The organism is Microcoleus sp. AT8-A3 (assembly GCF_036705675.1).
GTDB lineage: Bacteria > Cyanobacteriota > Cyanobacteriia > Cyanobacteriales > Microcoleaceae > Microcoleus.
The window spans coordinates 203,116-217,288 of record NZ_JAUBVD010000001.1; the positions used below are offsets into that span (position 1 = coordinate 203,116).

Below are 14,173 nucleotides of genomic sequence, written 5' to 3' on the forward strand. Positions count from 1 at the left end.
CTACACCCGACGAGCCTTTCATCACGCGGGCGTAATTTATTCGGGGTACTTCGCGCAGCGCTCAGATTAATCCCCTCTAAATATACCGAGGGACTTCCCGGCTGGTAGTTAAATATTTTGTATGATATCATGTCCGGTCGATCGATCGTAATATCCGGCCGGGGCGGGTTTATTGAATTTGGGATTTGTGTTGAAGATCAGGGTGAACCCGCCCCTACAGAAATCATGTCAATTGAGCGTGATTCTTGGAGGGGCGGGCGATGCCCTGAGTGTAGTCGAAGGGTTCACCAACAATACCTGCCAATAATTGACAATCTCAAAAACCCGCCCCGGCCACTGATATGATCTCCGGTCATCGAGCGCGATTTTCGTAGGGGCGGGTTCACCAACAATACCTGCCAATAATTGACAATCTCAAAAACCCGCCCCGGCCGCCATGTTATGGTTCAATACTCTTCTGTAGGTGGGCTCCGAGCGTAGCGCACCCTCCGTTTCACGGGCCCAACCTACGCACGATCGGTTTTTTTCACCGAAAAACGAGCGGGAAGCCCCTGGCTTTAGACATGGGGAGGAACGTGGCTGCGACTTATTTAGTCGCCTTAAAATAATTGCACAAATTTAATTGAAATGATACACTAATTACATCGATTAAGAATAACCATCTACGTGTTGAAATAATTTAATAAGGTGAAACTCCTGAGTTGGTTCGTCTCGGCTTGACCGTAGCCTGACCAAACAAGTAACAGTGAATTATTGAGCGTACCTATCTGGCGTTGCGATGGACTCTGAAAGTATAAAAAGCTAAAAGTATACGCAAGGTTTGGACTCGTTCAAGCTGAGTGGGTAGAGGTGCCTTGATAACGCCTTTGAAAGTTCTTTTATGGAATACGTCAAGAATCCCCCCGATTCATCGGTGGGGAGTATCAAACTAACCCAAGCGTATTGTATTATGGTTAATCGATCGCACATGATATTGTAGGGACACAACATTGTTGTGTCCTGATATAAATATTACGGAGTTCAGATTCTTGGTAACTATTAAATGTCGGGGCATTACCTTCTCGAATATCCAAGCCGTAATCTTTGACAAAGACGGCACTCTAGAGGATTCTCAAGAATTTTTGAGATTGTTGGGGATTAAGCGATCGCGCCTCGCAGACGCTCAAATTCCGGGCGTTGGAGAGCCTTTACAAATGGCTTTCGGCATCGAAGGTGGCAGCATCGACCCCACAGGCTTGCTGGCCGTCGGTAGTCGTAGGGAAAATGAGATTGTGGCGGCGGGATACATCGCCGAAACCGGCAGGGGATGGCTAGAATCTTTAACTATTGCGCGTCGCGCTTTTGATGAAGCTGACGAAATGTTTAAAAATAGTGCAGTTTCTCCTTTATTTGTCGGCAGTTTGGAAGTGCTGAAATATCTTTCGGAAGCGGGTTTAAAACTGGGAATTCTTTCGGCTGCTACAACAGAATCGGTGCAGAAGTTTGTGAAACACCACGCATTAGCTGACTACATTCAGTTAGAAATGGGAGTTGATTCAACGCTTCATAAACCAGACCCGAAATTGTTTTTGCAAGCTTGTGAGAAACTCGGAGTAAATCCCGCAGCAACTTTGATGGTGGGAGATTCAGCGGGCGATATTCAGATGGGTAAAAATGCGGGCGCGGCTGGCTGTATCGGGATTTGTTGGGGAAAGGCCCAGGTTAGTCATTTGGAAAATGCTGATGTGGCGATCGCATCTTTGGATGAAATTACAATTTTACCAGATTGAGCCAGGGAAACGGCAATGCCGTTTCCTCCAAATTAGGACACGGCATTGCCGTTTCCCTACAAATCAAGACAAGGTGTTGCCGTTTCCTCCAAATTAGGACACGGCAATGCCCATTGGTGACAACTTAACGTACAACCGATACTCCGGCAGGGGTTTCAACCCCTGCCTCAAAGCGAAAGTCCTCTTAAGAGGACTGAGAAGAAAAATTTAAGATTCATTAGTCCTCTTAAGAGGACTTTCGCTATTAGACAGGGAATTCATTCCCTGGCGGACTGACGGGCGGACGGAATGATTGGGCGGACTGACAGTTTAAGCTGACACCAATGGGCATTGCCGTTTCCCTAAAGACAACGCAAACCCAGAATTACGACATCTCTTTCAACGCCGTCAAGTTCGGCAACTTGCGGCAGATATCCCCACCGCTGAAAGCCAAATTTCTCAAACAATCTTACACTCGGCTGATTGTGAGCAAAAATTATTCCTATGAGAGTTTTTAGCTTCAATTCTGGACTCCGCACAATTGCCGATTGCAATAATTTTTGTCCGATTCCGCAGCGTTGGCGATCGGGTGCGACGTAGATGCTAACTTCTGCTGTATGCTGATAGGCAGCGCGTCCGTAGAAAATCTGCAAACTCAGCCAACCAACAATATTTTGTTCTGATTCCATTACCCAAATCGGCCAGGAATTTGGGGAGTGTTCTCTGTACCACGGGAGGCGGCTTTCGACTGAGACTGGTTTTAAATCGGCTGTGGCCATTCTGCCCGGTATTGCTGCGTTATATATTTGGACAATTGCTGGCAAATCGCTTTCTTTTGCGGATCGGATTTTCATCGTTGGGTTGACTGTTGACTGTTGACTGTTGACTGTTAACTGTTAACTAATGATATTATGTCCTGTCGATTACCCTTAATACGGTAGGGGCGGGTTCACGAAAAACATCTGCCAATAATTGACAATCTCAAAAACCCGCCCTTTTAATCGCGGTCACTCGATCGGATATGATATGACTGTTAACTAATGACTAATAACTAATGACTAATAACTAATGACTAACAACTAATGACTAATGACTCTTGTACAGTTCCATAATATCGCTGACAGCCATTCTTGAATTTGCTCCCAAAGTGAGTGGTGATGTGTGTCCTCGCTGCAAGTGTTCTGCCGCCGCACAGCCGATCATTGCTGCGTTGTCTGTACAATATTTTAATGGCGGAAACAATACCCGCAAGTTGTGTTTGGCTGCTGCTGCTTGTAAGTGTTTTCGCAGTCCGCTGTTTGCTGCAACTCCGCCGCCGACTACAATAGTGGTAAGCCCGAAATTTACGGCACAGTCGATCGCTCTTTTTGTTAAACCCTTAGCTACAGTTTCCTGAAAGCTGGCCGCAATATCATTAATTGTAGAGGCAGTCAAGATGCCTTCCTCACCCACATTGTTATTTTGTTTCTTGAGTTTCTGCACTAATTGCAAAACAGCAGTTTTCAACCCGCTAAAACTACTGTCGTAAGGATGGTAGCCACCACCGGGCAAGGAAATTCTGCCTTCTGGTAGAGGGTATGCTTGGGGATTGCCAAGGGCGGCCAATTTGTCAATCAGCGGCCCGCCGGGATATCCTAGCTGCAACAGTCTCGCGACTTTATCAAAAGCTTCGCCTGCGGCGTCGTCGCGTGTGTGTCCTACTGTTTCATAAACGCCGCAATCTTTGACGTAAATAAAGCTAGTGTGGCCCCCGGAAACTAACAAACACAAAAACGGTGGCTGCAAGTCGGGTTCGGTAAGGTAAGAAGCGTAGATGTGTCCTTCGAGGTGATGGACGCCTAAAAAAGGTTTTTGATGGACTATTGCCAAGCTTTTCGCCGCTGTCAGCCCGACTAACAATGCACCTACTAAACCGGGGGCACAAGTCGCTGCAATGCCGTCAATTTCTGACCAACTCAGGTTTGCTTCACCGAGACACTGGGCAATTACCTGATTGAGCATTTCTAGGTGACTCCGCGAAGCGACTTCCGGTACTACCCCGCCAAACTGCTGGTGGATTTTAATTTGCGATGCTACAACATTGCTGCAAACTTGACGATTCTTAACAATTGCTGCTGCTGTTTCGTCACAACTTGTTTCGATTGCGAAAATGGTTGCCATTAACTGCTAATTTTATTTGATAGGTTAGTTATTGCTAGCTTAACTAATTCGGCGCAAGTCCCCCGCTCTACCTGTACTCAGGTTATTGTTAAGGGATTTTTGCCCGATCGACAGGTAAGACCATCATCGGATGCAATGAAGGAATATCCTCGCGGTATTGCTAGCTCAGCATTGACCTATGAGAACGGGAATCCCTCATTCTATTGGACTTTGCCACATCAATGATGGATACTTTACACTGTCAACAAACACGGTAATCTGGATTCCAGATCGGCAAGTTGAAATGCTTGTACAAAAACTTATTGTTTTGTAACAAAAGGAAACAATTCCATGCGACGATTGTTTGCTGCAATTTTAGTGTTGAGTGTCTGGATCAGTTTTGCTCCAGTTGCTTCGGCTTACAATTTAGTGCCGTGCAAGGACTCTCCCGAATTCAAGGAACTGGCTAAAAATGCACGTTCAACCAATGGCGACCCCGCATCTGCGAAAGCAAGATTCGATCGCTATTCTCAAGCTATGTGCGGCCCGGAAGGATACCCGCACTTAATCGTAGACGGCAACTTGAGCAAAGCAGGGGACTTTTTGATTCCTAGCATACTGTTCTTGTATATCGCAGGTTGGATTGGTTGGGTGGGCCGTTCTTATCTGCAAGTTACCAAGAAATCAGCAACCCCAGAGGAAAAAGAGATTATTATCGACGTTCCTTTGGCAATCAAATGTATGCTGAGCGGCGTTTTATGGCCTCTGGCAGCTCTCACATCAATCACCAGCGGTGAAATGTTTGCGAAGGACGACGAAATTACTGTTTCCCCCCGCTAAAATTGGGAAATGGAGAAGAGCTAATAGCTAACAGTTAAGTAGTTAACTAGAAAATAGCAATTAGCGCGCTAGACCGATCGGCAATTACCAACTGTCTGGAATTTTCAGGAGCAGAATTCATGCAATACTTTGTCAAGTTTCTTTCGACAGCACCAGTATTGGCTATCCTTTGGATATCTATTCAAGCTGCGGCTTTAATTGAATTTAACCGCTTTTTCCCCGACCTGCTTTTCCATCCGATGCCGTAAGATTTGAAGGAAATTAGGTTACAAAACCTAGGAGTAAAAAGTTGAGAGTTTTGAGTTTTGAGTGATGAGTTACAGGCTAATTTAAAACTCAAATATCAAAACTCTCAAACCATACCAGTTCGGGCAAAACCAGCGCCGAGATGGGTAAAACCCAAGGATCTAAACTATTTAGTTATCAAATTAGTTCCCAATGGCTAATGACTAATGACTAATGACTATTGACTATTGACTATTGACTAATATTTTGAATCGATGAAGTCTTATCTCGCCGCAGCAATTCAAATGACTAGCTTGCCTGACCTGCAAAAAAATTTGGTTCAGGCAGAGGAATTAATCGACCTGGCAGTGCGTCGGGGTGCGGAGTTAGTTTCCTTACCAGAAAATTTCTCGTTTATGGGCGAAGAGGAGGAAAAGATTGCTTCAGCAGAGGCGATCGGCATCCAAAGCGAAAAATTCCTCAAAACGATGGCCCAGCGGTTCCAGGTAACGATTCTGGGCGGCGGATTTCCAGTGCCGACGACCGGGGGGAAGGTATACAATACTTGTTTGCTGGTAGACCCAAACGGCACTGAAGTGGCAAGGTACAGAAAAGTACATTTGTTTGATGTGAATGTGCCAGACGGCATTACTTACAGGGAATCGAACACTGTGAAAGCTGGTGAAGATTTGCCCCCTGTTTATGTGTCGCCGGATTTGGGCACCCTAGGACTTTCGGTGTGCTACGACGTGCGGTTCCCGGAGGTGTACAGGCATTTGTCGTACAAGGGGGCTGATATTTTGTTCGTGCCGGCGGCGTTTACTGCTTACACTGGCAAGGATCACTGGAAGGTTTTGTTGCAAGCTAGGGCGATCGAGAATACTTGTTATACGATCGCACCTGCACAGACTGGACACCACTACGGCCGCCGTCAAACACACGGTCACGCGATGATTGTAGACCCTTGGGGTGCCGTTTTGGCGGATGCTGGAGACGAACCGGGTGTGGCAATTGCAGAAATTAATCCCGATCGACTAGAACAAGTCCGCCGCCAGATGCCATCTCTGCAACACCGGGTTTTTCTCTGAAGGAATTTTGAGACCAATTGGTCTCAAAATTTCAGTCCCAGTGGGCCGCCCGACCTTTCAAGTTTTTATTCGCTCAAGTAATTGTGTAGGTTCGTACACAAAAAAACTTAGATCATGTGCGTGCGATCGACAAAAATAAGCGGGTGGGGGCGGATTTACGCCGATCTATGAGTGATATTGTCGATCGGGCGTTACTAGGCGCCCCGACAGCTTAATATATTGTTTTTTCCTGGAAAGGAACGGCCAGTAACTCGCGATAAAATGTCTAAGGCAGGTTGAATGGGCGTGCATTTCTGGTCTCAGGCGAATGGGCGAAAGTAGAATTGCACGAAATGCGTCTTTTTGGAGAATTGACATCCACCCCGACCGTCGCGGACGGGGATTCCCAAACCTCACGATTTGAATTTCTGCTTCTTCGCAACTGCCTCCACCCTAAAAGAGATTTGGTCTTATGTTCGCTCTCGCGCACTAACCCCGCAAGAGAAAGCGGTTTTTATGTGTCGAATACCAAACGGAATTCTTCTTCGTTTTGATTCTAGGGATGTTTACCATTGCCCTATCCTCTTGAACCGGTCTACCGATTTTGCTTCGCCGCCAGCACCTCGGGCTGAACTTCGCTCGTATAGGCTGTTTGATCCATCGTCTCGGGTGGGTCGTTGACCAATTATATTGTAATATAAAGCCGTCCTAAAAGGACGAGGTTTCTACCCAATTTTCTGATGAAACACACTCTTTCGGTTTTAGTTGAAGATGAAGCGGGTGTCCTCACTCGAATTGCTGGTTTGTTTGCCCGTCGGGGTTTTAATATTGAAAGTCTGGCCGTTGGCCCGGCGGAACAAGGGGGAGTGTCTCGGATTACGATGGTTGTACCCGGAGATGACCAAGTTATTGAGCAGTTGACAAAGCAACTGTACAAGTTGATTAACGTGCTTAAAGTTCAGGATATAACGGAAATTCCCTGTGTGGAACGGGAGTTGATGTTGCTGAAAGTTAATGCTGCTAGCGGGACGCGATCGGAGATCATTGAGTTAGCTCAAATTTTTAGAGCGCGAGTGGTGGATATTGGTGATGATACGCTGACATTGGAAGTTGTCGGAGATCCCGGTAAAATGGTGGCGATCGTCCAGGTGCTGAATAGATTTGGGATTAAGGAAATTGCTCGTACTGGGAAAATTGCCCTGACGCGCGAGTCGGGGGTAAATACTGAGTTTCTCAAGTCCTTGGAAGCGAAAGTTTAAGTCATTAGTCATTAGTCATTAGTCATTAGTCATTAGTCAGAAGGAATGTTTTAACTTTTAACTTTCGACTTCTTATTACCAACTACCAATTACCAATGGCTGATGACCAATGACTAACGACTCCTGACTAATTAGGAATGAGAATTAAATAACTTCCACAATAACAATTAAAATTGTAAGTTATTTAATTCGCGATCCTTACCATTGGGGTTGACTTTCTATTAAAAGTGTGGCTGCGATGCTGTCTATCGGCTTTGAGAAAAAGTATCCTTGTCCGTATTCGCATTGCAGCGCTCTAAGTAAATTAAGCTGTTCGCTGGTTTCGATGCCTTCAGCAATTACATCCATGCCTAAATGACTGGCTAAAATTAAAATAGTCTGTACAATCGCTTCGTTGCCTTCATCTTCAGTCATGCGGCTGACAAAAGCTCGATCGATTTTTAAAGCATCAGTTGGAAAAGTGTGCAGGCGGCTCAAAGAAGAATAGCCAGTGCCGAAATCGTCAATATATAATTGAATTTGTAAATTTTTCAATTCCGCGAGGATAGCCACTGCTGATTCGGCATTCTCCATGATGACGCCTTCAGTAATTTCTACCTTTAAAGTGCGGGGGTCAAGCTGAGTTTCTTGTAAAATGTCGCGAATGCGATCGATTAAATCCGGTTGTTTAAATTGTTGGTTAGAAAGGTTGACGCTGACAGTCAACGGCGGATTTTCGGGGAATTTTTGGTGCCACTCGTGGATCTGATGGCAAGCCGATCGCATCATCCACCAGCCAATAGGTATAATCAATCTAGTTTCTTCAGCTACTAAAATAAACTCGCCAGGAGCTACGACACCCCGCTGCGGGTGATACCACCGCAGCAGCGCTTCAAAACCGCTGATTCTACCAGTAACAAGAGAGACGATAGGCTGATAGTAAAGCTGAAATTCCTGGGAGTCTAAAGCGCGTCGCAGGTCGTTTTCCAGTTGCAAAAGGGCGACGGCGCGAGTGTGCATACTTAAGTCAAAAACTTCGTGGCGAGCTTTGCCCAATCCCTTAGCATGATACATGGCCGCATCTGCATCTCGGAGCAGTTCTTCAGGCCGATCGTACAACATTGGGAACGGGACATTGGGAACAGGAGAGTCGGAAGATAAGCCAGACAAAGAAGTTTCCCGATCGATATTTCCCAAATTTTCGGGACTCGACAGTTTGCTAGTTTCCCTTGGATATCGAGGCAAACCAGAACAAACAATCCCAATGCTAGCACTGGTAAAAACTTGATATTCGTTAAGGTAAAAAGGCTCTGCCAGTTCCGCTTGCACTCGTTCGGCAATCTGGATCGCATCCTCGGTGCTTTTGATATTTTCCAGCAAAATAGCGAATTCGTCGCCACCAAGACGCGCAACGGTATCTCCAGCGCGCAAACAGATTCCCAGGCGCTGCGCGATCGCGATGAGCAACCGATCGCCCACTAAATGCCCCAAACTGTCGTTAACAACCTTAAAGCGATCGAGATCGATAAACAGCACCGCAAACAAAATTTCGGGGCGGCGTTTGGAAAGATCGATCGCGTGCCCCAAGCGATCCATAAATAAAGCTCGGTTGGGCAAACCGGTTAGCATATCGTGCAAAGCATCGTGTACCAACTTATCTTCTGCTATTTTGCGGAGGGTAATATCTTCGACAGTGCCTTCGTAGTAAAGTAAATTTCCGTCAGGATCGCGAACTGCCCGGCCGTTCTCGGAAACCCAGATAGTACTGCCGTCAGCGCGGTAAACTTGGGACTCGAACTCAGACACAAAACCGTGTTTTTCGATCGCGCGCAAAAACTCGACACGGCGGTTGGGATCGAGGTAGAGTTGGCTGTCGATGTTGCGTATGTTCGCGATCAAGTCGGCGGCCGAGGAATAGCCGTAAATTCTCGCCAAAGCAGGGTTAGCGCTGAGGTAGCGTCCGTCGGGCGTTGTCTGGAAAATGCCTTCGATCGCATTTTCAAAAATACTGCGGTATTTCTCTTCGGCCTGTTGCAGCGCGAATTCTGCCTGCTTGCGATCGGTGATATCGGTCAACGTGCCGAGATAGCCTAGAACTTCCCCGCTTTTGGTAATTTCTGGCACTGCTTGCCAAAATACCCAGGTTGTCAACTCACCGTTGCAAAAGCGGTACTCTAACTTACATGGCAACTTGTCTATGACAGCGCGATACCACTGGCTCAAAACACGCTCGCGGTCTTCGGGATGCAAACTTTGCGCCCAACCTTCGCCGAGTGCCTTTGGCGCAGTCAGTCCCGCCATCTCCAAAAATCGCTCATTGACGTACAAGCAATCTCCAGCAGCATCGGCGCGGAAAATCCCGACCGGCAGTATTTTTGCCAAGGTGTAATAGCGATATTCGCTTTCTAGCAACGCGCTGGCAGCTACTTTAGTCTCTGTGATGTCAAACATTGCGCCTTGAAGGATGACAGACTTGCTTGCTTCATCGCGAACTGCGGTAGCTTGATCGCGGAACCAGACGACTCGACCGTTGCGGGCGATCGCGCGGTATTCTGAAACCAGCGACCCCTCGCAGAAGATATCTTCTCCCTCGCTGAATTTCTGTGTGGCGTTTTCCACTAACACGCGATCGCGGTCTTCTGGGTGAACGAGTTTCAGCCACAGGTCGGGATCTGCTCTCCATTCAGCTACAGAATAACCTAGAAAAGTCTCAATTTGCGGGCTGATGTAAAGTTTGGCAGCCTTGCGGTTGAGGGGAGAAATGTAGGTGACAGCGGGCATTTGTTCTACCAGGGCACAGTATTTCGCTTCTACAGTAGACAGTGCTGCTTCTAGGCGCTGCCGCTCTAATTCAGCGGCCGCCCGTCCAGCAAAGATACTGAGAATTAATCGGAATTTGGCAAGATGTGCTTCCACCAGGGGTCGATCGTGAAAAATACAAATAATCCCTAAAGGTTCGCCGTAAGAGTTTTTCAGCAAGACTCCCAGGAAACTGCGCGCACCCGTAACTACCGGTCTGCGGTCTTCTGGAAAGGTTTCCCCGAGGTAGTCTGGACAGGAATACATTCCCTCCTCCAGCACCCGCGCTTCGGGAGTATTGGCAGTGTCGCACTCAAAATTTGGCTGCTGCTGTCCGTCGCTCCAAAAACTGATAAGTTGCAATCTATCGGCAGCAGTATCGGTGCGTGCCTTCGACTTAATCGATTTGGCAGCGACGGCGGTGCGAACTCCGAGTGCTGAGGCTAAGTGGCAAACTAAGGCATCAAAGAATTCTGCTCCCCCCGGCGAATCAGTACCTGCTAGGATTTCGCCCAGTAAATCTTCCTCTAATTGCGCGGAAGCAGTAACTTTGGGAGGATTCTCGGCATTCGGGCGATCGGGATTTTGCCCCATCGAACCCGCAATGCTCAGACTTAGCGTTTTGCTATTTCCAGGCCCCAGAATAGGCGAATAATTCACACTTAGGCGCTGTTGCTTAGCCAAGAATACAGCGCGACCCATACCTAAAACTTTACCCAAGAAGCTGTCAGTTGCCGGCAACCGATTTGAGTTGGGAAAAATCACAAAGTTTTTCCGAATTTTCAATCCGGCAGATAAATCATCGTTTAATTGTGGCAACTGCCGTTGCTCTTCGGCCGGCGGCAGACGGGGGGGCATTGGCTGCCACTTAAGATAAATCGCGGACGCCAAGGCTAAAATCGCCGATAATCCCAGAAGATATGCAAAAATCTCAAAGTAAAAAAATAAATTTAGATCGAACATCGATTAACACCGCTCGAAAATTGTTGTAGTTATCTGAAGCCAATCTATTTAAAAATAACTAAGTATCTTGAAATACTCACCGACTATCAGGTGCGGTGATTCTTGACGCTTCACAGGGTTCTGCTAACCGTTGCTAGTCTGACAATCCCTCTGCGTCCGTTTAGAGTCGTGGCGATTCCCCATCCCGACTTGTTCTATATTCCTAGAAGCGTTTTTATCTCTGTCTTGCTCAGTACCACAACTCAGGCAAAGCACTGAACGAATAGACAAATCGATTTTACCCCATTTAAAGCCACAGTCCGCACAAACTTGACTGGTAGGTTCCCACCTGCTAATTACTTGAAACTCTCTGCCAAACTTTTCGGATTTGGCTTCACAGAGAGTTCTAAACTCCCTCCATCCTTGCTGACTAATTGCCCTTGAAAGTTTCCGATTCTTTAGCATTCCTGACACGTTCAAATCTTCCAGAATAATCACTTGGTTTTCGTTGACTATTTTGGTTGACAGTTTGTGTAGGAAATCTTTACGGGTATCGGCAATGCGATTATGTAGTTTAGCAATTTTAATTCGAGTTACATTTCTTCTTTTAGAATCTTTGGGCTGACGGGCCTCTTTGCGCTGGAGTTGGCGAACTTTTCGGTCTAACTTTTTATAACTGGGACTTTTAGCTTTTTCACCCTTACTCATTACTGCAAAAGTTTTAATCCCTAAGTCAATTCCGATACTTGGACTCTTAGCCTCAATTTGAATTGGCCCAAGCTCTACAACAAAACTCAAAAAATAGCGGTTTGCACAGTCTTTGATTACTGTGACAGAGCTAGGTTTAGACGGCAATTTCCTAGACCATATAGGGTTGACGATTCCTATTTTGGCTAAATAGACACCATTGCCTTTAAAAGAAAAACCACCGCGAGTAAGTCTTGCCGACTGGCTGCTAGTCCTTTTTTTGAACTTAGGATAACCAACCTTGCGTCCCTTTCTCTTGCCCTTACAGGAGTCGAAAAAGTTCTTAAATGCTGTCTCTAAATCGGCTACAGACTGCTGTAGTGGAATGTTTGACACTTCCCCCAACCAAGCTCTTTCGATTGTCTGCTTTGCCTGAGTAATTACTATTTTCTGAAGCTCTGCGGATTTGGGCTTTTTCTCTGATTGCTTGCACAGCGCTAGAGCATCGTTCCACACTACTCGCACACAACCAAACAACTGAGCTAAGCTCTGTTGCTGTTGGTCGGTTGGGTAGAATCGGTACTGGTATCTTGCTTTCATGTTATTATCTTAGCATAACTGACGGCATATTGACGGCATGAAAAAGTTAACTATTAGATGTTCTGATGAAGAATATGAGAAACTTGCGGAATATTGCAAGCTTACGAATAGAACGCAAAACGATGTATTCAGGGAGCTTATTAGGAAAATAAAGATAAAGCCGTCCTAGAAGGCGATGTACTGAGCCCTTCGGCGGATAAACTCCGCCGAAGTGACGGGGCTTGTATCCCAGTTTCTTGGTCATGAATGAGTAACGCATACAAGGTAGGATTGCAGGTGAAAGCGACAAGAGAGTTAATATCCCTGATGAAAGCAATCTTTTTTGAAACGCCCGGAAGCCCGTCCGTATTGAAACTGCAAGATATCCCCGCCCCTACTATACAAAGAGAAACTGAAGTTTTGGTACGGTTGCGAGCGGCGGGTATCAATCCGATAGATACTAAGTTGCGATCGCGCGGCACTTTTTACCCGGACAAAACTCCTCACGTTTTGGGGTGCGACGGTGCTGGAGTCGTAGAGGCAGTCGGTGCTGGTGTGCAAAGTTTCCAAGTGGGAGACGAGGTTTTTTTCTGCAATGGCGGTTTGGGCGGGTCGATCGGTACTTATGCTGAGTTTGCCGTAGTAGACGAACGCTTTCTCGCCCTCAAGCCTGCTTCTTTAAGTTTTGCCGAGGCGGCGGCGGCACCGTTAGTTTTAATTACAGCTTGGGAATCGCTGTACGATCGAGGGCGCTTGCAAGCCGGTCAAAAGGTGCTGATTCAAGCTGGTGCCGGCGGTGTCGGCCACGTCGCGGTACAGTTGGCAAAATTGCAGGGGGCAGAGGTTTGCACGACTGTTAGTTCTGAGGAAAAAGCCAATTTTGTCAAGCACCTCGGTGCAGATTCAGTTATTTTATACAAAAATACCAATGTTGTCGATGAGGTTTTGACTTGGACTCAAGGACAAGGAGTTGATTTGGCTTTCGATACAGTCGGCGGAGAAACTTTTTACCAAACTATTCCGGCTGTGAAGATTTATGGAGATTTAGTAACCATTTTGGAACCCGATCCAGCTTTGGGCAATTTGAAAACAGCGAGAATGCGGAATCTGCGAATTAGTCTGGAATTAATGTTAACACCGATGCTGGAAGGTTTGGTGGAAGAACAGGAACAGCAGGCTCATATTTTGCAGAAGTGTGCTCGTTTGTGCGATCGCAACTTGCTAAAAATTCACGTCAGCAAAACTTTCCCTCTCGAAGAAGCGCAAGCCGCTCACGAACTGTTAGAAACAGGCTCAGTAACTGGTAAAATAGTGCTTGAAATTGGGGGTTAAAAATGCGAATTGTTAAATTTGTGGGTTGAAGAATCGCGGGCGATTTCAATAGACTGTTGGCGAATTAAAAAAGCCTGAAACCAAACATCCCATAATCATCGCAGGAGAGCTAAAGCAATTCTTGCAGGAGTCGTAAACTTTTTACCCCACCCCAACCCTCCCCTTACCAAGGGGAGGGAGTAAGAAATTCACAAATGATGCGAGGATTGCTAAGCTGTTGTACACCTAATTTGACAGTCAATTTTTATACAATTATTGTGGAACGGGCAGGAGATCCGGTCATACTACGGGAGCATCTCACTTTTGCAGCCAAGCCAGGTAGAAATCTAAGTTTTGAGGCAGAAGGCAGGAGGAAGAAGGAAAGAGGAAGAAGGAAGGAGCCAGAAGAAGTGTTTTTACAAATATGAGATGCTCCCCATACTACTCACCATTTGCATAATACAGATCGTGACGCAATAATTAGTTGGGCGGGCGAATCGCTTTGCCCATCCTATACAGTTTTAGGTTATGATTGAGAATTATTAAACTGCATTTTTCAAAGGAACTTGCTTTGCTGAGGATAAACAATTATGGATAA

Annotated in this window: 11 protein-coding genes; 7 read left to right on the forward strand and 4 right to left on the reverse strand. The window is 46.4% G+C overall.

Annotation, left to right across the window (positions count from 1 at the left end):
* The first annotated feature begins 1,028 nt into the window (after positions 1-1,028).
* Positions 1,029-1,769, forward strand: a complete 741-nt coding sequence (locus QUB51_RS00845) for an HAD family hydrolase (RefSeq protein ID WP_333054410.1) — start codon at positions 1,029-1,031, stop codon at positions 1,767-1,769.
* Between the two features lie 341 nt (positions 1,770-2,110).
* Here QUB51_RS00845 and QUB51_RS00850 read toward each other — a convergent pair whose 3' ends face one another.
* On the reverse strand, positions 2,111-2,602 hold the full coding sequence (locus QUB51_RS00850) for an N-acetyltransferase family protein (protein WP_333054409.1): 492 nt from the start codon (positions 2,600-2,602) through the stop codon (positions 2,111-2,113).
* 232 nt (positions 2,603-2,834) lie between these two features.
* Positions 2,835-3,908, reverse strand: coding sequence for a tRNA (adenosine(37)-N6)-threonylcarbamoyltransferase complex transferase subunit TsaD (gene tsaD, locus QUB51_RS00855; RefSeq protein ID WP_333054408.1), 1,074 nt, complete (start codon positions 3,906-3,908; stop codon positions 2,835-2,837).
* Between the two features lie 330 nt (positions 3,909-4,238).
* Between tsaD and QUB51_RS00860 the strand changes: the two genes are divergently transcribed.
* The 4 genes from QUB51_RS00860 (at position 4,239) to ilvN (ending at position 7,278) form a co-directional block, all read left to right on the forward strand.
* Positions 4,239-4,727 carry a Photosystem I reaction center subunit III gene (locus QUB51_RS00860; protein WP_333037176.1) on the forward strand — a complete coding sequence of 163 codons (489 nt, stop codon included), beginning with the start codon at positions 4,239-4,241 and terminating at the stop codon, positions 4,725-4,727.
* A 119-nt stretch (positions 4,728-4,846) separates the two neighbouring features.
* Positions 4,847-4,975, forward strand: coding sequence for a photosystem I reaction center subunit IX (gene psaJ / locus QUB51_RS00865; protein WP_333037175.1), 129 nt, complete (start codon positions 4,847-4,849; stop codon positions 4,973-4,975).
* A gap of 252 nt (positions 4,976-5,227) precedes the next feature.
* Positions 5,228-6,040 carry a carbon-nitrogen hydrolase family protein gene (locus tag QUB51_RS00870; RefSeq protein ID WP_333054406.1) on the forward strand — a complete coding sequence of 271 codons (813 nt, stop codon included), beginning with the start codon at positions 5,228-5,230 and terminating at the stop codon, positions 6,038-6,040.
* A gap of 719 nt (positions 6,041-6,759) precedes the next feature.
* Complete coding sequence (ilvN, locus tag QUB51_RS00875; protein WP_333054405.1) at positions 6,760-7,278, forward strand: acetolactate synthase small subunit; 519 nt, start codon at positions 6,760-6,762, stop codon at positions 7,276-7,278.
* A 198-nt stretch (positions 7,279-7,476) separates the two neighbouring features.
* Here the strand turns inward: ilvN and QUB51_RS00880 are convergent, their stop codons facing one another.
* Complete coding sequence (locus tag QUB51_RS00880) at positions 7,477-11,019, reverse strand: EAL domain-containing protein (protein WP_333259584.1); 3,543 nt, start codon at positions 11,017-11,019, stop codon at positions 7,477-7,479.
* 123 nt (positions 11,020-11,142) lie between these two features.
* Positions 11,143-12,285, reverse strand: a complete 1,143-nt coding sequence (locus tag QUB51_RS00885; protein WP_333054402.1) for a transposase — start codon at positions 12,283-12,285, stop codon at positions 11,143-11,145.
* Between the two features lie 37 nt (positions 12,286-12,322).
* Between QUB51_RS00885 and QUB51_RS30320 the strand changes: the two genes are divergently transcribed.
* Both QUB51_RS30320 and QUB51_RS00890 read left to right on the forward strand, forming a co-directional pair.
* Positions 12,323-12,454 carry a ribbon-helix-helix protein, CopG family gene (locus QUB51_RS30320; protein WP_445243008.1) on the forward strand — a complete coding sequence of 44 codons (132 nt, stop codon included), beginning with the start codon at positions 12,323-12,325 and terminating at the stop codon, positions 12,452-12,454.
* Between the two features lie 137 nt (positions 12,455-12,591).
* Complete coding sequence (locus tag QUB51_RS00890) at positions 12,592-13,596, forward strand: zinc-dependent alcohol dehydrogenase family protein (protein ID WP_333259609.1); 1,005 nt, start codon at positions 12,592-12,594, stop codon at positions 13,594-13,596.
* Positions 13,597-14,173 lie beyond the last annotated feature (577 nt).